Source organism: Rhizobium sp. G21 (genome assembly GCF_014158035.1).
Taxonomy (GTDB): domain Bacteria; phylum Pseudomonadota; class Alphaproteobacteria; order Rhizobiales; family Rhizobiaceae; genus Rhizobium_E.
Genome location: NZ_JACFXW010000002.1, coordinates 252,362 through 270,910 on the forward strand (window position 1 = coordinate 252,362; position 18,549 = coordinate 270,910).

The 18,549-nt window shown below is 62.9% G+C and carries 14 protein-coding genes and 2 pseudogenes; 13 read left to right on the top strand and 3 right to left on the bottom strand.

The annotated features are described in order from the left end of the window. Positions 1-186: 186 nt before the first annotated feature. From H2O14_RS22495 to H2O14_RS22505, 3 genes are all read right to left on the bottom strand, one after another. Positions 187-1,665, bottom strand: a complete 1,479-nt coding sequence (locus tag H2O14_RS22495) for an aldehyde dehydrogenase family protein (RefSeq protein WP_182829657.1) — start codon at positions 1,663-1,665, stop codon at positions 187-189. Between the two features lie 18 nt (positions 1,666-1,683). Continuing rightward, entirely contained in the window at positions 1,684-2,982 is a 1,299-nt protein-coding gene (locus tag H2O14_RS22500; RefSeq protein ID WP_182829658.1) for a glycosyltransferase, read from the bottom strand. Between the two features lie 127 nt (positions 2,983-3,109). After that, a complete protein-coding gene (locus H2O14_RS22505; RefSeq protein WP_182829659.1) occupies positions 3,110-3,934 on the bottom strand; it encodes a GntR family transcriptional regulator in 825 nt (274 codons plus the stop codon). Positions 3,935-4,143: 209 nt separating this feature from the next. On the opposite strand from H2O14_RS22505, the gene H2O14_RS22510 reads away from it, so the two are divergent. The 13 genes and pseudogenes from H2O14_RS22510 to H2O14_RS22570 all read left to right on the top strand — a co-directional run bounded on the left by H2O14_RS22510 (position 4,144) and on the right by H2O14_RS22570 (position 18,542). Further along, positions 4,144-5,211, top strand: a complete 1,068-nt coding sequence (locus H2O14_RS22510) for a spermidine/putrescine ABC transporter substrate-binding protein (protein ID WP_312858693.1) — start codon at positions 4,144-4,146, stop codon at positions 5,209-5,211. 152 nt (positions 5,212-5,363) lie between these two features. Next, positions 5,364-6,197 carry an ABC transporter permease gene (locus tag H2O14_RS22515; protein ID WP_182829927.1) on the top strand — a complete coding sequence of 278 codons (834 nt, stop codon included), beginning with the start codon at positions 5,364-5,366 and terminating at the stop codon, positions 6,195-6,197. Continuing rightward, a complete protein-coding gene (locus H2O14_RS22520) occupies positions 6,194-6,973 on the top strand; it encodes an ABC transporter permease (RefSeq protein ID WP_182829660.1) in 780 nt (259 codons plus the stop codon). Before H2O14_RS22515 ends, H2O14_RS22520 begins: the two co-directional genes overlap by 4 nt. Before the next feature lie 58 nt (positions 6,974-7,031). Beyond that, on the top strand, positions 7,032-8,048 hold the full coding sequence (locus H2O14_RS22525; RefSeq protein ID WP_312858694.1) for an ABC transporter ATP-binding protein: 1,017 nt from the start codon (positions 7,032-7,034) through the stop codon (positions 8,046-8,048). Continuing rightward, entirely contained in the window at positions 8,045-9,343 is a 1,299-nt protein-coding gene (locus H2O14_RS22530; protein WP_182829661.1) for a nucleotide disphospho-sugar-binding domain-containing protein, read from the top strand. Before H2O14_RS22525 ends, H2O14_RS22530 begins: the two co-directional genes overlap by 4 nt. A 216-nt stretch (positions 9,344-9,559) precedes the next feature. Next, positions 9,560-9,922: a cupin domain-containing protein gene (locus H2O14_RS22535; RefSeq protein WP_182829662.1), complete on the top strand. Its 363-nt coding sequence runs from the start codon at positions 9,560-9,562 to the stop codon at positions 9,920-9,922. A 7-nt stretch (positions 9,923-9,929) separates the two neighbouring features. Next, positions 9,930-10,271, top strand: coding sequence for a cupin domain-containing protein (locus H2O14_RS22540; protein ID WP_182829663.1), 342 nt, complete (start codon positions 9,930-9,932; stop codon positions 10,269-10,271). A 15-nt stretch (positions 10,272-10,286) separates the two neighbouring features. Further along, positions 10,287-10,634: a cupin domain-containing protein gene (locus H2O14_RS22545; RefSeq protein ID WP_210275580.1), complete on the top strand. Its 348-nt coding sequence runs from the start codon at positions 10,287-10,289 to the stop codon at positions 10,632-10,634. Positions 10,635-10,672: 38 nt separating this feature from the next. Next, positions 10,673-12,180 (top strand): annotated as a pseudogene (locus H2O14_RS22550) (aldehyde dehydrogenase family protein). A gap of 38 nt (positions 12,181-12,218) precedes the next feature. Continuing rightward, complete coding sequence (locus tag H2O14_RS22555; RefSeq protein ID WP_210275581.1) at positions 12,219-13,454, top strand: saccharopine dehydrogenase family protein; 1,236 nt, start codon at positions 12,219-12,221, stop codon at positions 13,452-13,454. Positions 13,455-13,538: 84 nt separating this feature from the next. Beyond that, a pseudogene (recQ, locus tag H2O14_RS22560) lies at positions 13,539-15,394 on the top strand (DNA helicase RecQ). A gap of 67 nt (positions 15,395-15,461) precedes the next feature. Continuing rightward, positions 15,462-16,421 (top strand): sugar-binding transcriptional regulator, encoded by a 960-nt coding sequence (locus H2O14_RS22565; protein WP_182829664.1) that lies wholly within the window; start codon positions 15,462-15,464, stop codon positions 16,419-16,421. 66 nt (positions 16,422-16,487) lie between these two features. Continuing rightward, positions 16,488-18,542, top strand: a complete 2,055-nt coding sequence (locus H2O14_RS22570) for a bifunctional aldolase/short-chain dehydrogenase (RefSeq protein WP_182829665.1) — start codon at positions 16,488-16,490, stop codon at positions 18,540-18,542. The last annotated feature ends 7 nt before the right edge of the window (positions 18,543-18,549 follow it).

An 18,549-nucleotide genomic window follows, 5' to 3' on the forward strand; every position in this document is an offset into this window, starting at 1 on the left:
TCAGAGCCGCCGGCGTCGACGGCCAAACTGTGTGATTGATGCGACGGGGTCTTGAGGATGTTGATGAGATTGGGACGTCGCAGCGACAACGGACGGCCTATGGCTGGCTTGCACTGGCGCAAGGCGCGCAAAGAAAATGGCCCGGTCGAGAGGGCCGGGCCATGATCGAAAGCTAAAACGTGTGGATCAGGACTTCAGATACCAGCCCCAGGTTTCGGATTTGTCGAAGCTGGTGATCTGCTTCGTCTCCAGGTAGTTCTCCAGCCCCCAGCGGCCCAGCTCGCGGCCGATGCCGGACTGTTTGTAGCCGCCCCAGGGAGCTTCGGTGAAGGTCGGCTGCGAGCAATTGACCCAGACGATCCCGGCGCGGAAAGCGCGCGCCACCCGTTCGCATCGATCGAGATCATCCGACATCACCGCAGCAGCGAGTCCGAAACGGCTGTCATTGGCCATGCGGATCGCGTCCGCCTCGTCCTTGAACGGCTTGACGCAGACGACGGGTCCGAAGATCTCCTCACGCCACAGGCTGTTGTCCTCGGAAAGATTGGTGATGATGGTGGGCTCAAGGAAATAGCCTTTTTCGAAAGACGCCGGCGGCTTGCCGCCCGTGGCGACGACGGCGCCTTCCGCCACACCCTGTTCGATCATGGCGAGGATCTTGTCTCGCTGGCCCTTGGAGACGAGCGGGCCGAGCAGCACGCCCTCAGTGAGGCCGTCGCCTATGGTGATCTTCTGCGTCTCCTCGGTCAGTCGCGCCAGCAAGGCCGGATAGAGGCTTTCTTTGACGAGCACTCTGGAGGTCGCCGAGCACACCTGGCCCTGGTTCCAGAAGATGCCGAACATGATCCATTCGACGGCCTTGTCGATGTCGCAGTCGGCGAAGACGACGAAAGGCGATTTGCCGCCGAGTTCGAGGCTGACATTCTTGATGTCGCGCGCCGCCGTCGCCATGATCTTGGAACCGGTCGGAACCGAGCCAGTGAAGGCGAGCTTGTCGACGCCGGGATGTTCCGACAGCGGCTGGCCGGCGTCGGCGCCGAAGCCGGTGACGATGTTGAGCACACCAGCTGGAAGGCCGACCTCCTCGGCGATCGCCCCGAGTTCGAGGGCGGTGAGGGGCGTCAGCTCCGACGGCTTCAGCACCATGGCGCAGCCCGCCGCCAAAGCAGGCGCGACCTTCCAAGCGGCCATCAGCAGTGGGTAGTTCCAAGGGATGATCGCGCCGGCGACACCGATCGGCTCGCGCAACACTTTCGACGTGAAGCGGGCGTCGCCGAGCGGAATGGCTTCTTCGGGATGGGCGTCCAGCTGTTCGGCGAGACCGGCATAGAAGGCGAAGCAGCCGGCGGCGTCCTCGATGTCCCAGACCGCCTCGGGCAGCGGCTTGCCGTTGTCCATCACCTCGATCCGGGCGAGATCCTGTTTCCGTTCGAGGATTCTCTCCGAGATGGCGCGCAGATAGCGGGCGCGCTCGGCGCTGGTCAAACGCGGCCAGGGGCCTGTGTCGAAGGCGCGGCGCGCGGCCTTCACCGCGAGATCGATATCGCCTGCGCCGCCGGCCGGCGCGGTCGCGAATTGTTGCTCGCTGGCGGGATTGATGACGGGAAAGGCGCCGCCGCCGAGCGGGGCGACCCATTGTCCGTCGATGAAGAGCTTGTCGCGCATAAAGCCTCCTTGCAGAAGTCAGCGCCGCGCCGCGCGCGTCGCCTTGGTGTCGCTGATAGTGTCGAGGATGCGGCGGGCGGCGAGCGTCGCGCCGGAATGGGCCTGCATGGTCGCGGCATTCGCCTTGAGGCGCGCCTGCATCTCTTCATCGCCGATCAGCCGCAGGATCGCGCCCGAGAGATCTTGGGAAGACCAGTCGTAACGGTCGAGCTTTTCGCCGACCTGGGTTTCTTCGGCGCGGCGGGCATTGTCGTGGCCGTCCCAGCAATAGGGCATGACCAGCGACGGCACGCCGAAATAGAGCGCCTCGCAGAAGCTGTTGTTGCCGCCATGATGGATGAACAGGCTCGACTGGCGCACGACGGAGGGCTGCGGAAACCAGCTGTCGACATAGACATTATCAGGCACGTCGGAATAGTCATCGCGCCAAGGCCCTGCATTGACCAGGAAGCGGCAGGGCAGATCGGCGAACACGTCGATCATCCGCTTCATCATGTCGACATCCATGGCCCCGAGCGAACCGAAACTGACCAGCGCCAAGGGCGCGTCATTGTGGCTGGCGAAGCGTGGCGGCGTGTAATCCACCTCCCGGCGAACGCAGCCGTCGAGAAAGACGAAGCGCTTGGGGTCGAGGGGGCTCTTCCGCTCGCGGCGGATGATCTCCGGCGCTAGCAAAAGATTGAGCCAGGGCGAGGGGTCGAGGAACGAGGGCGCAGGCGGCGGCTTGACGCCGCATTCGCTGAGAAAGGACGCGAAACGGCGATGCGCCGGCGCCGTCACTTTGGCATAGGTGCGGGCATAGACGTCCCAGCTTTCGTCAGGTCCGCCGCCCAGGCCCGAGAGATAGGGCGGCACCAGATCGTCGGCGATTTCCGTCTCGGCGCAGGAGACGATCCTGATCCAGGGAACGCCGGCCGTGGCGATGGCCGGAAACATCACCACATTGTCGAGCACGATCGCATTCGGTTTCAGCCGCGCCAGCAATTGGCGCAGCGGCTCCTCGGCTTTGACGGCGGTGTCGACGATGGCGTCCCAGGTCGGTCCGACATAGCTCGCCAGCTGCTCATAGGGCGACTGCCGGAACGCGTCCTGATGCCGGGCGATGAAGTCGGTCCAGTCGGTCGCATCCGTCCCGTCGTCGCTGCCGAGCTGATATTCGGCGAAACCGTATTCGGCAAAAACGCCGCGAAAGCCGGGGTGACAGATGAAGACCGGATTGGCGCCCATGTCCCGGAGGGCTTGAGCCACGCCGACGCAATTGAGCGCCGCGCCGAAGCTGGCTTCCGGAAACAGGGCGATTGTCTTTGCTGCGCTCATTCTAGATTTGGACTGCGTTTCTAGCGTGTGGCGAGTTTGAGGGCGGGCGGCACGCCGCGTCCGGCGAGTCGCGGCCGCTGGGATTGCGATAACTGCAGATGCACGCGCATCAGATCCGCCGCAAGCGTCATTTGGCCCCGTTCGATCTGTCGAGGATCTGCAGATGCTCGGTGTTGGACTGCATCAGCCTGAAAGTGCCGACATGATTGGCGGCTGGCAGCGCGAAGCGCCGGCGGTGATGCGCCGTCAGCGCTTCCGCCATGAAAGGATTGCCGCAACTCTTGGCGATCAGCAGGTGAAAATCCATGTCCGTGCGCTCGAACAGGCGACGGTCGAAGTCTCGCTCGTCCATCGCCTTCAGCGCCAACATGGATTGGCGGAGCGAAAAAATCGCGGTCGCGTCGCGCTTGAAGTCCGGCATGGTCAGCGCCAGGGGCTCGGCCGCGAGGCGGAATTCGAAACTCTTGACCAGCGCTTCCGCGCCGACAGCGAACTGTTTCAAAAGCCATTGCTGGCCGGATCCGCGTTCGGCGAGATTGTCTTCCGACAGTTTGATCAGCGCATTTTGTACCGCCTGCCTGCCGGCTTCATATCGGCGCTGCAGGCTTGCGACCGTCTGGACGTCGCCAATCCGGCCCGCGGCGAGATCGCGCAGGATTGCCGCATGCAAGTCTTCCTCCGAGGCGTCAGCGAAATCGGCCTCTGTCCGCGCCAGCGTCACCGGGTCGGCCGCAAACCTGTAACCACCGTCCGTATCGGGCAGGACCAGGCCCTTCTCCGCCAGGATCTGCAGGGCCTTACGCACGGGGGTTCGCGAGACATTGCAAAGACTTGCAATGGCTTGTTCAGCCATGCGCTCACCCGGCGCCATGCCACGCTCGGTGGCGATCTCCAGTATTTTCTGCGCCAATTCGACATGGCGTCGGTTGGGCTTTTTCGGCGTGTCCGTCATGCGCTCTCGTCCGGTTCAATGGGCATGCTGCCTGTGAAGCCAGTGCTTTGCAAGCGTCTCCCCGGCTTCCAACGCAAAATTTACGCGGCTCACGATTTGCTATTGACGTATTTTTTTTTGAAATAATACTGTGGCGCATCGGACGAACAGATCGCAACAAGCGGCGGCGCCGATGCTGAGGCTGGAACAATTCAACAAGGGAGCTTCCCGTGATTGCGAAATTTCGATCTGGTTCGCGGAACTGGACCGCGACACTTTTGGCCGCGACCATGCTCGCCTCCGGCGCCGGCATGGCCAGCGCCGCCGACCTGGTGATCTCCAACTGGGCCGGCTATATGGCGCCCGACATCGCCGAAGCCTTCAAGACGGCGACCGGGCTCGAAGTCGAGATCGTCAATCACGCCACCAATGAAGAAGTCATGGGCAAGCTGATGGCGAGCGGCGGCAAGGGTTATGACCTCGTCTTCGTGTCCTCGCCCTTTGCCGAGATCCTCAATGGCCAGGGCCTGGCCGAGCCGATCGACAAGGCCGCCGTTCCCAATCTCGCCAATCTCTATCCGGAAGCCGCAAGCCTCGCCTACGATCCCGGCGCGACTTTCTCCGTCCCTTACACCTGGGGCACGACCGGCCTCTGCTATCGCTCCGATCTGGTGAAAACCACGCCGGATAGCTGGATGAACCTGCTCAAGCCCTCCGACGATCTCAAGGGCAAGGTCACGATGCTCGCCACCGACCGCTGGCTGATGGCGGCGGGCCTTTTCGCGCTCGGCTATTCCGCAAACGAGAAGGATCCCGCCAAGATCGAGGAAGCCAAGAACCTGTTGATCGAGGCGAAGAAGACCCTGCTCGCCTATGACGACACGACCTTCTATTCCAAGCTCGTTTCCGGCGAAGCCTCGCTCGTGCATGCCTGGGACGGTTGGTGCAATTACGGCATCACCGACAACAAGGACATCAAGTTCGTGACGCCGAAGGAAGGCTCCGATCTCTGGGTCGACACGATGGTGGTGATGAAGTCATCCGAGAACAAGGATGCGGCGATGAAGTTCATCAACTTCATGCTCGACGCCAAGAACCACGCCTGGGCCGCCGCCAACATTCTCTACAAGGTGCCGAACAAGGCCGCCATGGAAAGCCTTGATCCAGCGCTCATCAAAACCTATCCGAATATGGGCATGACGCCGGCTGAACTCACCAATTTCGAGCTGCTGCGCGATCTCGGCGATGCGCAGAAGGATTATTCCAAGGCGGTCAGCGAGATCAAGGCCGCCAACTGACGGTCTGCCTCCCAAGAACCGGCGGGGTTTCTTGAACCCTGCCGGAGCCGAGGCGAAAGCGAGGCGGGCCGTGTTCGCCTCGGCCAATCTCATCCCATTGTCAGACTGTGAATCGAAACCCCGTGTCCTCCAAGGCTGCACGTTCCAATCTCATGGCCGCGCCCGCCGTCGCCTGGCTTCTCCTGTTCATGGTGACGCCCTGCGCGCTGGTGCTCGCCTACGCCTTTTTCGAACGAGGCCCGTGGGGCGGCGTCGTCTTCAATTTCAATTTTGACAACTTCATCAGGGTCGCCGATCCGCTCTATGCGAAGATCTTCCTGTCTTCGGCGCGGATCGCCGCGATCACCACACTGATCGCCATTCTCATCGCCTATCCTGCGGCTTACGCCATCAGCCGCGCGCCGCGCTCGCGTCAGGCGTTGCTGTTGTTCTTCGCGGTGCTGCCCTTCTGGAGCAATTACCTGATCCGCACCTATGCCTGGATCGTGCTGCTCAATCGCGAGGGCCTGTTCAACAATCTCCTGCGCTGGCTGGGATACGAGGGCGAGCCGCTGTCGCTGCTCTATACCGAAGGCGCTGTGATCACCGGTCTCGTCTATAACTATCTGCCCTTCGTGATCCTGGCGATCTATTCGTCGCTGTCGCGGCTGAGCCCGGATTACGCCGAAGCGTCGCGCGATCTCGGCGCCGGCCCGGTCAGAACCTTCCTGCGGGTGATCCTGCCCTTGACGCTGCCGGGCGTCGCCGCCGGCGGCGTGTTCGTCTTCGTGCTGTCGATCGGAAATTTCGTCACGCCGGCGCTGCTCGGCGGCGGACGCTTCCAGATGATCGGCAATGTCGTCTATGACCAGTTCCTCACCGCCAATGACTGGCCGTTCGGCGCAGCGCTCGGCATGGCGCTGATTGCGGTGATGGTGGCGCTGCTGACCCTGCAGGCGAAGGCCGCCTCCCGCGCCGCCGGCGAAGTCAGGGAGGCCGAGGCATGAAGACCCGTTCGCTGCCCTTCCGGCTGATCCTCGTCGCCGTCTTCGGCTTTCTCTATCTGCCGATCGCCGTTCTGGTGCTGCTCTCCTTCAACGAGGCCGGCCTGCCGACCGCCTGGTCCGGTTTCTCGCTGAAATGGTACGCCTCGCTCGCCGAGAACAAGGACATTCTCGGCGCGGCCTGGAACACCTTGGTGGTCGGCGTCTTCGCAACCGTGATTTCCACCATTCTCGGCACGATGCTGGCGATCGGTATCGAGAGCCGGAGGCGGAAGAGCGCCTCGTTGGAAGCGCTGATCTTCGCGCCGATGGTGATCCCGGACATCGTGCTCGCGGTGGCGCTGCTCACCTTCTTCTCGCGCCTCGACATCACCCTCGGCCTGCATACGATCATCATCAGCCATGTGATCTTCGATCTCGCTTTCGTCAGCTCCATCGTCCGCGCCCGGCTCAAGCATTTCGACTATTCGATCGTGGAAGCTTCGCGCGATCTCGGCGCCTCGCCCTGGACGACCTTCTGGCGGATCACGTTCCCGGTGCTGGCGCCGGCCATCATCGCTGGCGCACTTCTGGCCTTCACGCTGTCGGTGGATGAATTCATCATCGCCTTCTTCACCGCCGGCGCCGGCCGCGGCTCGATCACCCTGCCGATCCAGATCTATTCGATGATCCGCTTCGGCGTGACGCCCGAGATCAATGCTCTCGCGACCATAGTCATGGGGGTCAGCGCGCTCGCGCTCATCCTTTCCCAATGGCTCAACAAAGAACAGATGCAATGACCGATACCGCCCCCAGACGATCCTGTCGATCGACGGCCTCAGCAAGGATTTCGGGCCGGTGCGCGCCGTCGATCGCATCGCGCTCGACATCAGGCGCAACGAATTCTTCGCGCTGCTTGGCCCGTCGGGCTGCGGTAAATCCACACTTCTGCGCATGCTGGCCGGTTTCGAGACGCCGACCTCCGGCCGCGTATTGCTCGACGGCGCCGACATCACGGCGCTGCCGCCGGAGAAGCGGCCGCTCAACCTGATGTTCCAGTCCTATGCGCTGTTTCCGCATATGACGGTCGCCAAAAACCTCGCTTATGGGCTCGAAATGGATGGCCTGCCCGAGGCCGAGATCGCCTCGCGCGTCGACGAGATGATGGCGGTCACCGATCTCGGTGAATTCGCCGCGCGCAAGCCGGATCAACTGTCGGGTGGCCAGCGCCAGCGCGTGGCGCTCGCCCGCGCGCTCATCAAACGGCCCAAGGTGCTGCTGCTCGACGAACCGCTCGGCGCGCTCGACAAGAAACTGCGCGAGCGCATGCAGCTCGAATTGAAGCGTCTTCAACATGAGGTCGGCATCACCTTCATCATCGTCACCCATGACCAGGAAGAAGCGCTGGTGATGGCCGATCGCATGGCGATCCTGCGGGATGGCCGCCTGCTGCAATGCGGGTCTCCTGAAGAGATTTATGAGCGCCCGGCCGACCGTTTCGTCGCCAATTTCATCGGAGTCATGAACTTCCTCGACGGCCGGGTCTCCGGTGGCCGCTTCGGCGCGCCCGGGCTGGATATCGCCGCGCCCGATATGGTCGACGGGCCTGCGGCGCTGGCAATCCGCCCCGAGGATCTGGAGCTTGCGAGCGGCGTGGACGCCGAAGCGGTGATCGAGGGCGTCGTGGTCGATATCGCCTATCATGGGCTCGACCGTGTGCTGCATGTGAAAACGCAAGCGAGCCAGACGCCGCTTCAGCTGCGCGTCGCCGCCCGCAATCCGGCCGGGCATGCTGCGGGCGAGACGGTGCGCCTCGCCCTGCGCCCCGAGCGCTGCAAATTCTTCAACGAAAAATCAGAACCGAAAGAGGGTTGAGATGTCCAAGACGATCGCATTTTTTCCCGGAAGCGGCCTTCGGGCCGGCGCTGAATTCCGTCGGCATCGCCCAGGCTGTCGAGGCGCTGGGGCATAAGGCCGTGTTCCTTTCCGATCCGGGTTTCGTTTCGGTCTATGAAGGCTATGGCTTCGAGGCGCATCCGGTCAATCTCTCCGAGCCGATGCCGCCCGAGCAGATGGCGAAGTTCTGGGAAGACTTCATCAACGGCCATATCCCGAACTTCCGCAAGAGCCCCTATGACCAGATCGACAATTATGTGAAGGATTGCTGGACGGCGATCGTCGATAGCGCCAAATGGGCCGAGAAAGATCTGCCGGGCGTGCTCGCCAAGATCAATCCTGACATGATCTGCGTTGACAATGTCATCCTGTTTCCGGCGATCAAGCATTTCGGCAAGCCCTGGGTGCGCATCATCTCCTGCTCGGAAAACGAGATCGAGGATCCGAAGATCCCGCCGCATCTCTCCGGCTGCCGCCAGGACGACTACGAGGGCCACAAGGCCTATCGTGATCGCTTCAACGAAGTGATCAAGCCGATCCATGACGATTACAACGCCTTCCTCGCCTCGACCGGCGAAGCGGCCTATCCGATCGGCCAGTTCTTCGAAGCCTCGCCCTTCATGAACCTGCTGCTCTATCCGGAGCCGGCGAAATTCGATCGCGAACATCCGCTCGATCCCAATCAATTCCAGTATCTCGAAGGCTGCGTCCGCAAGGAAAAGCCCTATGAGGTGCCGACCTTCGCCGCCAACAACGACAAGCCGCTGATCTACATCTCCTTCGGCTCGCTGGGCGCCGGCGACACCGATCTCCTGAAGCGGCTGATCGAGACGATCGGCAGGCTGCCCTATCGGGCGCTCGTCAATGTCGGCGACTACAAGGACCAGTATGAAAACGTGCCGGGCAATGTGGTCATCGAAAGCTGGTTCCCGCAGCCCTCGGTCATCCCGCAGGTCGACGCCGCCATCCATCACGGCGGCAACAACTCCTTCACCGAATGCCTCTATTTCGGCAAGCCTGCGATCATCATGCCCTATGTCTGGGACGGACATGACAACGCCACGCGCGTTGATGAGACCGGCCACGGCTTCAAGATGCCGCGCTATGACTGGACCGACGAGGAACTGGCCGCCAAGCTCGACCATATGATCAACGATCCCAAGATGAAAGCGAAGCTCGCCGCCACCTCGGCGCATATGCAGTCGCAGAATGGTCCGCAGAAGGCGGCGGGCATTCTCGATCAGTTGGTGAAGACGGGGGCGTATCGTGCTTGATATATCCGCATCACACGTAGGTGGTCGAGGCTACCCCCTCTGGTCTGCCGACCATCTCCCCTCAAGGGGGAGATTGGACAGTGGCGCCGGCTTCCCCCAATCTCAACGTTGGGGGCTGGGCGATGGTCGCTCCTCCAGCCAATCTCCCCCTTGAGGGGAGATGTCCGGCAGGACAGAGGGGGTAATGCTGGCTCCCACCACCCCGGAGGCCCTCCATTGACCGACACCCTCAAATCCACCGCCCCGCATATTCACAACGCCACCGTCTATGACGATCTCGTCGACTGGGGCGTACAATCGGACGCCATTGAGGGCCAGTCGAAATCTACCGGGCGGCTGCTGTTCAAAGGGCCGAACAATGAGCCGGAAACCGGCGTCTGGGTTTGCACGCCCGGACGCTGGCGACTGTCCATCCCGCGCGACGAGTTTTGCCATTTCGTCTCGGGCTCGGCCACCTACCGGTCGGATGAGGGCGACGTGGTCGAGGTCTCGGCGGGAACGGCCGTGATGTTCAAGGCGGGCTGGACCGGCGAATGCACGGTGCATGAGACCATGCGCAATATCTACATGCTGGTATGAGGCTGAGATGACCACACCCTATTGGGCGAAAGCCGACGCCGTGGCGCTGGAGCACTGGGGTCCGTCGAAGACGGCAACCGAAGGCGATCCGATCATGGCGGGCAAGATCCTCAGCGTCAACGCGGATGGATCGAGCGAATGCGGCATCTGGTCCTGCACGCCGGGAACCCGCACGATCACCATCCCCAGCGACGAGTTCTGCGTCTTTCTGGGCGGCAAGGGCCTCTACATCCGTGAAGACGGCGAGGAGATCGCCGTCGAAGCCGGTTCGGTCGTCTTCTTTCCCGGAGGCTGGACTGGAACCTCCATCATCACCGAAACCCTGTCCAAGGCTTTCATGAGCCGCTGACCGCAAGGAATAGACATGACCTCCGCACCCCTGATGTACAAGCCGCTCGAACAGGAAAACCTGGTCGATTGGGGCACGATCCCCACCATGATCGAAGGCGTCAGCCACGTCTCCGGCAAACTCATTCACAAGGGCCCGAACGGCGAAAGCGAATGCGGCTTGTGGATCTGCACGCCCGGCAAATGGGAATGCCATGTGACGCGCGACGAATTCTGCCACTTCCTCGAAGGGCGATCCACCTATGTGCATGAAAGCGGCGAGGTGATCGAGATCACCCCTGATACCGCCGCCTTCTTCCCCAAGGATTGGAAGGGCGTCTGCACCGTCCATGAGACGATCAAGAAAGTCTACATGATCCGCTGAACGAGCGGGACGGCCTCAAGGGCCAGTCAGGACCAGATATGCAGGACTTGTTGAATCCCGTCCATTTCGTGGACGGCGGCTACCGGCCGAGCCTGGGCGCCCGCGCCGATGTGATCGACCCGGCGACGCTCGCCGTGGTCGGCGCCCTTGCCGAAACCACAGACGACGAGCTCGATGCAGCGTTGGCGCTCGCGACCGCTTCGCAAAAGAGCTGGTCTAAGATCGACGCCAAGACGCGCGCCGCGATCCTGCACCGGATCGCCAACCGCATCGAGGCGACCGATATGCGCCGCTGCGCCGAAGTGATGTCGCGGGAAATGGGCAAGCCCTATCCCGAGGCGATCGGCGAAGTCGCCAATTGCGCCGGCGCCTTCCGCTATTTCGCCGAGATCGCCCGCGACGAGGCGGGCAAGGTGGCGGGCACGACGCAGACGGGCTCGTTCCAATATGCGCGTTACGAGCCGTTGGGCGTCTCCGTCCACATCATGCCCTTCAACTTCCCGATCCTGTTGATGTGCTGGACGGTCGCCGCCTCGCTCGCCTCCGGCAATGCCTGCATCATCAAGCCGGCGCCGGCGACGACGCTGTCGACGCTGATCTTCATGGAGGTCTTCGCTGATCTGCCGGCCGGCCTGATCGCCTGCCTGCCGGGCGGCGCCGAGATCGCCAAGGCGCTGGTTGCGTCGAAGAAGACGCATGCCGTCGCCTTCACCGGTTCGGCGGAGGCGGGCAGGGCGGTGGCCATGGCCGCGGCCGGCGCGATGAAGCCTGCGGTGATCGAGGGCGGCGGCTCGGATCCGATGATCATCACCGCACATGCGCCGCTCGATGTCGCCGCGGCCGGCGCGGTCACGGCCGCCTTCCACATGTCCGGCCAGGTCTGCACCTCGGCCGAGCGCTTTTTCGTGGTCGACGCTGTGCATGACGCTTTCATCGAGCAATTCGTCGCGGAAACACGGCGCCTGCGGATTGGCAACGGTCTCGACAGAGCTGAGATCGGCCCTCGCTCGTCTCCAAGGCGGCGCGCGACAAGGTGATCCGGCTGGTCGAGGACGCCAAATCGAAGGGCGCCACGGCTGTCATCGGCGGCAAGATCCCCGAGGATCAGCCGGTGGGCTGGTTCTATGAGCCGACCATCCTGACCGGCTGCACGCCCGACATGGCGATCATGCAGGAAGAATGCTTCGGGCCTGTGGCCGCTGTGATGCGCGTGCAGGATTTCGACGAGGCCATCGCCCACGCCAATGACAGCGAATTCGGTCTCGGCGCATCGGTGTTCACCACCTCGCTCGAAGAGGCGATGGAGGCGGCCGAACGGCTGGAGGCCGGCATGGTCTGGGTCAACAATCCGCTGATCGACAATGACGCGCTGCCCTTCGGCGGCTGGAAGCGCTCCGGCCTGGGACGGGAACTCTCACGGCTCGGCCTCGACGCCTTCCGGCGGTCCAAGATGGTCATCATCGATCACAAGCCGGTGCGCCAGGGCTGGTGGTATCCCTATCCGGACGACTGGTTCTACGAGACGGGCGGCCGCAAGCACGTCTGACGCTTTTGTTTTCACGCATTTCCGGACGGAAAACCGTAATGACACTTTGCCTGGAAATGCTCTCATTCACGCAGGAACGACATCATGATCATCAGCCTTCTCTCGGCGGCGCCGGCCTCATGGGCGCGGGCATCGTGCGCGACCTTCTTTCCGACCGCGCCATCATCGACATCAAGACCGTCCGCATCTGCGACGCGCAGCGCGAGCGGATGGAGGCGCTGAAATCCGAACTCGATGATGTCAGGATCGAGCTTTTCGATCTCGACGTCACCAAGCCGGACGCCCTGGCCAGCGCCGTGGCCGGCGCCGATCTCTGCATCAACTGCGTGCCGACCCTGCTCGGCCACCAGATGACCATATTCGAAGCGGCGCTGGCGGCCAAGGTCGCCTATATGGATCTCGGCGGTCTTGGCACCTACACCGTCAAGCAGATCGCCGAGCATGAGCGCTTCAAGGCCGCGGGCGTGACGGCGGTGGTCGGCTGCGGCGCGGATCCCGGCATGTCCAACGTCATCTGCCGCGCCGTCGCCGACGAACTCGACGAGATCGACGCCATCAATCTCTATTGGGCGGCGGAACTGGTCGGCGACGAGAACCCGGTTCTCGTGCCGCCCTATAGCGTCTCGACCGTGCTGGCCGAATATGCTCATGAAAGCACACAGTTCTACGACGGCAAGCATGTGACCTGCCCGCCGATGAGCGGATCGGAATATCTCGACCTTCCAGAACCCTGGGGCCGCTGCGAATTCATGCATTCCCCTCATTCCGAACAGCTCACCGTGCCGCTCGCCGACGGCATTCGCGAAAAGGGCATCAAGGAATTTTCCTGGAAACTGCATCTGCCGCATCGTGAGCATGAAGCCTGGGTCGGCCTCGTCAAAGCCGGTTTCGGGGATTTCGACGATCCGGTCGAGATCGGAGGCGTCAAGGTGCGGCCGCTGGATGTGCTCAACAAGGTCATCGAGCGCAACATCAAGAAAAATGCCGCCCGCATGCCGGAGCAGGAAAGCCATGAGATCCACTTCGCCATCGGGCGAGGCCGCAAGGATGGCGTGGCGCGCACGGTCACGGTCGAAGTCGTGGTCAAGCCGGATGCGATGTATGCGCCCTATGTCGACGCCTGCACCTCGATGAACGGCTCGATCGCTGCGCAGCTGATCCTCGCCAATCCGAAAAAGCCGGGCGTCTGGGCGCCGGAAGCCTATTTCGACATCCCGCCCTATTTCGCCGAATTGGAGAAGCGCAAGTTCATCCTGTCGACGCGGGTTGAATAGGCGCGTTGCGTCCGGGGCCGGCAATCGCCTATGTGACGTCTACGCCATGACGGCGCGACAGGCGATTCCCGGTCAGGATGCTCGATGCACGACAATAGAAGCACGGACAGGCTCTTCAGCGATCAAGGCCAGCGCAACCCGCTCTCGGTTCTGAAGGAGATCTACGGCTATCCCGCCTTTCGCGGCAAGCAGGCCGATGTCATCGAGACAGTCACAGCCGGCGGCGACGCCGTGGTGCTGTTTCCGACGGGGGCGGGCAAGTCTCTCTGCTTTCAGATTCCCGCCCTTTGCCGGCCCGGTCTTGGCGTGGTGGTCTCGCCGCTGATCGCCTTGATGCGCGATCAGGTCGAAGCCCTGAAGCAGTTGGGTGTGCGCGCTGCGGCGCTGAATTCGGCCATGGGCCGCGAGGATTATCTCGATACCCGTCGCGCCATATCGCGCGGCGAACTCGATCTTCTCTATGTGACGCCGGAGCGCATCGTCACGCCGGCCTTCAAGGAACTGGTCGGCTCGTCCAAGATCGCGCTGTTCGCCATCGACGAAGCGCATTGCGTCTCGCAATGGGGCCATGACTTCCGGCCGGAATATCGCGAACTCGGAAAGCTCGGTGAAGACTATCCCGGCGTGCCCAGAGTGGCGCTGACCGCCACCGCCGATCCGCATACCCGCGAGGACATCATCCGCGGCCTCGGCCTTGAGGGCGCGGAGGTCTTCACCACCTCGTTCGACCGCCCGAACATCTCTTATGAAATCGTCGAGCGCGACCAGCCGCGCCAGCAATTGCTGCAGTTCCTGTCTCGCCACAAGGGATCGAGCGGCATTGTCTATTGCCTCTCCCGCGCCAAGGTGGAGGACACCGCCGAATGGCTTGATGGTCAGGGCATCCGTGCGCTCGCCTATCACGCCGGCATGGACAGGGCTGTTCGCGACGCGCATCAGGACGCCTTCCTCAAGGATGAAGATCTCTGCCTCGTCGCCACGGTCGCCTTCGGCATGGGCATCGACAAGCCGAATGTGCGCTATGTCGCCCATCTCGACCTGCCGGGCTCGGTCGAGGCCTATTATCAGGAGACAGGTCGCGCCGGCCGCGACGGTCTGCCGTCGGATGTCTGGATGGCTTACGGCATGGCCGATGTCATCCAGCGCGGCCGCATGATCGACGAAGGCGGCGCGAGCGACGAGATCAAGCGCATCGAGCGCGGAAAACTCAATGCGCTGCTCGCCATCTGCGAAACGGCGGGATGCCGGCGCCAGGCGATCCTCAATCATTTCGGCGAAGCCCATGCCGGCGGCTGCGGCAATTGCGACACCTGTCTGAAACCCGTCGATACCTGGGACGGCACGGAAGCCGCGATCAAGGCGCTGGCTGCGATTTATCGCACCGGCGAGCGCTTCGGCGTCGGCCATCTCATCGACGTGCTTCTGGGCGTGATCAACGAAAAGACTCAGCGCTTCGGCCATGTCGATATGCCGGTATTTGGGGTCGGCAAGGACATCGCGGCCAAAACCTGGCAATCGGTCTATCGGCAGCTGCTCGCGGCCGGCTATGTCGGCGTCGATCACAGCGCTTTCGGCGCTCTGAAGCTCGCTGAACGGGCGAGGGCGGTGTTCCGCAAGGAAGAAAACGTGCGCTTTCGCGTCGACCGTCCCACCAAGGGCAAGGCGGCGCGCAAGGCGTCAGCCGTTCCAACCAGGCTCGCTCGTCGCTCGATGTCGCTGATAGCGAATTGTTCGAGGCATTGCGGGCGACGCGCAGCGCCATTGCCAGGGAGCTTTCCATCCCACCCTATCTTGTTTTTCCCGATACGACACTGGTGGCGCTCGCCACCGACCGGCCCGACACGCCGCAGGCCATGCTTGCGATCTCCGGCGTCGGGCAATCCAAGCTGGAAAAGTATGGCGACGCCTTTCTGGCGGTGATCGCCGAGCATCAAAGATAGGTCTTTGACTTTTGTCAGCGTTCGTGAATAATGTCAGAAGCGCTGCGCAAAGGGAGATGCGAGGGACATGCGGTCCACAGACCAGATCATGCACAAGGCCGCCTGGCTCTATTACATGCACGGGCTCCGGCAGGACGAGGTCGCCAAGCAGCTCAACATTTCCCGCGCCTCCATTGCCACCTATCTCAGACGGGCCCGCGAAATCGGCATCGTCAACATCTCGACCTCGACGCAGCTGTTTTCGGACGACGTGCTGGCGCGCAAGCTCGAAGATGCGCTCAGTCTCGACGCGGTGTGGATTGTTCCCGAGGACCGGCTGGCGATTGATCCGGCGGCGGAAATGCCTGTTGTGGCCGCCGCCGTCTTTCTTGAACTGATCAATAAGGGCGACCGGATCGGCGTGGCCTGGGGCCGGACGGTCTATCATCTCGCCGATATCATGCCCTATGCCGATCTGCAGGGCGTGACCGTGGTGCAGCTCTGCGGCAATCTCGGCGCGCCCTATAATTACCGTCCCGACCAGTGCACGACAGAAATCGGTCGGCGGCTCAACGCTGAAGGCATCAATCTCTATGCGCCGCTGGTGCTGAGTTCCGAGCGGCTGGCGAGCGATCTGCGCAACGAGCCTGTCATCCGCGAGCAACTCGCCTCGATCGCCGACTGTCAGCTGGTGCTCTACTCGGTCGGCGGCATCGAAAGCGACAGCCATCTGGTGCGCTGCGGCGCGCTGACGGCGGAGGAAATGCAGGCTTTGGGAGAGAGCGGCGCGGGCGGCGTCATCGCCGGCCAGGTCATCGATCATGAGGGCCGCTGGCTCGACTGTCCGCACAATCGCCGCTGCATTTCGGCCGATCTGGAGATCATCCGAACGATTCCCAAGCGAATGATGGTGGTGGAGGAGGATTCCAAGTTCCAGCCGCTGGTGGCCGCCATCAAGGGCGGCTTCGTTTCGCATCTCGTGGTGACGCATTCCATGGCGTTGCGGCTTCTGGCGCGCTGGGAGGCTGAGGCCCCGCGACGCGGATGACCGCCGCGAAAATAGAATTCTCCGCCCGGCCCGGATGCCGGGCGGAATCATGTTGAGGAGGAAACTATGGACAATCTCTGGAACGATCAGGACGCCGAGCGCATGGTCGAAACCTATGCGGCGAAGGGCGTCAATCGCGACCTCGCGCTGCGCACCTATACGACGCGGCTTCTCGGCGGCGTGCCGAAACTGGTGTTGCATGGCGGCGGCAATACGTCGGTCAAGACCACCGTCACCGATCTGGTCGGCGATGAATGGGACGTGCTCTGCGTCAAGGGCAGCGGCTGGGACATGGGCGTCATCGAGCCCGCCGGCCTGCCGGCGGTAAAGATCGCGCCGCTCTTGAAAGCCCGCAAGCTCGATCGTCTGTCCGACGAGGACATGGTGACGCTGCAGCGCGCCAATCTCATCGATCCCTCTTCGCCCAATCCGTCGGTGGAAGCGCTGCTGCACGCCTTCATTCCGCATAAATTCGTCGATCACACCCATTCCACCGGCGTGCTCGCCATCGCTGACCTCTCCGACAGCATGGCGCGCAGCAAGGAGCTCTATGGCGACAAGATGGGCTATGTGCCCTATGTCATGCCGGGTTTCGCGCTCGCGAAACTGGCCGCCGAAGTCTATGACCAGAACCCCGAGGTCGAGGGACTGATCCTCGACAAGCATGGCATCTTCACCTTCGGCGCGACCGCCAAGGAAGCCTATGACCGGATGACCCATTATGTGAGCATGGCCGAGGATTATGTCCGCGCCCATGGCCGCAACCCCTTCACGCCTGCAGCGCTGCCGAGCGCGCTCGCCAAGCCCGAGGATATCGCGCCGATGCTGCGCGGCGCCGTCGCCGTGCCCAAGGGCGAGGGCCGTTTCGACCGCATGGTCAGCGAGTTCCGCACCTCTCCCGAGATCCTCGCTTTCGTCAACGCGGCCGAGGTCGAGGACATGGCGCGGCGCGGCGTCTCGACGCCGGATCTCTCCATCCGCATCAAGACCGGGCCGGTCGTGCTGGCCGCGCCCGAAGCCGGCAAGCTCGACGCCTACAAATCGGACATCGCCGCCCGTGTCGCCGGCTTCGTCGATGATTACACCAACTACTTCAAGGCCAATGACGGCCGTGACGGCGTCAAGAAGATCATGCTCGACCCGATGCCGCGCCTGACGCTGGTTCCCGGTCTCGGCCTGTTCGGCCATGGCCGCACGCTGAAGGACGCCAAGATCGCCGCCGATGTCGCGGAAACCTGGATCGAGACCGCCCGCGACGCCGAATCCATCGGCCGCTTCGAACCGGTCAGCAAGCCTGACCTCTTCGATCTCGAATATTGGTCGCTGGAACAGGCCAAGCTCGCCGGCGCCAAGCCCAAGCCCTTCACCGGCCAGGTGGCGCTGGTCACCGGCGGCGCGGGCGCGATCGGCGCGGCCGTCGCCAAGGCCTTCGCGCGCGAAGGCGCCCATGTCGTGGTGCTCGATCTCGACGGCGCCAAGGCTGTGGAGGCAGCCAAAGCGGCCGGCAATATGTCGATCGGCGGCGCCTGCGACGTCACCGATCCGGCTTCCGTCCGCGCCGCCTTCGACAAGGCGGTCGCGACCTATGGTGGCGTCGATATCGTGATTTCCAATGCCGGCGCAGCTTGGGAAAGCCCGATCGCCACCATGGACGACGCGCTGCTCCGCAAGAGCTTCGAACTCAACTTCTTCGCCCATCAGACCGTGGCGCAGAACGCCGTCCGGATCATGAAGGAGCAGGGCACGGGCGGCGCGCTTCTATTTAACGCCAGCAAGCAGGCCATCAATCCCGGCGCAAAATTCGGCGCTTATGGTCTCGCCAAGGCAGCGACCTTGTTCCTGTCGCGGCAATATGCGCTGGAACATGGCGCCGACGGCATCCGCGTCAACGCCGTCAATGCCGATCGCATCCGCTCCGGCCTGCTCAACGACGACATGATCGCCAACCGCGCCGCCGCCCGCGGCCTGTCGGTGAAGGATTATATGGGCGGCAATCTGCTCGGCCTCGAAGTGACCGCCGAGGACGTGGCGCAGGCTTTCGTCCACCATGCGCTGGCGGAGCGGACGACGGCTGATGTCACGACCGTGGATGGCGGCAATATTGCTGCGATCTTGAGGTAACCGGCTC

Coding starts and splice junctions, on each gene's coding strand:
- H2O14_RS22570 (WP_182829665.1), top strand. CDS start 16,488: ATGGACAATCTCTGGAACGATCAGGACGCCGAGCGCATGGTCGAAACC.
- H2O14_RS22555 (WP_210275581.1), top strand. CDS start 12,219: ATGACACTTTGCCTGGAAATGCTCTCATTCACGCAGGAACGACATCAT.
- H2O14_RS22505 (WP_182829659.1), bottom strand. CDS start 3,934: ATGACGGACACGCCGAAAAAGCCCAACCGACGCCATGTCGAATTGGCG.
- H2O14_RS22515 (WP_182829927.1), top strand. CDS start 5,364: ATGGCCGCGCCCGCCGTCGCCTGGCTTCTCCTGTTCATGGTGACGCCC.
- H2O14_RS22500 (WP_182829658.1), bottom strand. CDS start 2,982: ATGAGCGCAGCAAAGACAATCGCCCTGTTTCCGGAAGCCAGCTTCGGC.
- H2O14_RS22495 (WP_182829657.1), bottom strand. CDS start 1,665: ATGCGCGACAAGCTCTTCATCGACGGACAATGGGTCGCCCCGCTCGGC.
- H2O14_RS22565 (WP_182829664.1), top strand. CDS start 15,462: ATGCGGTCCACAGACCAGATCATGCACAAGGCCGCCTGGCTCTATTAC.
- H2O14_RS22540 (WP_182829663.1), top strand. CDS start 9,930: ATGACCACACCCTATTGGGCGAAAGCCGACGCCGTGGCGCTGGAGCAC.
- H2O14_RS22520 (WP_182829660.1), top strand. CDS start 6,194: ATGAAGACCCGTTCGCTGCCCTTCCGGCTGATCCTCGTCGCCGTCTTC.
- H2O14_RS22545 (WP_210275580.1), top strand. CDS start 10,287: ATGACCTCCGCACCCCTGATGTACAAGCCGCTCGAACAGGAAAACCTG.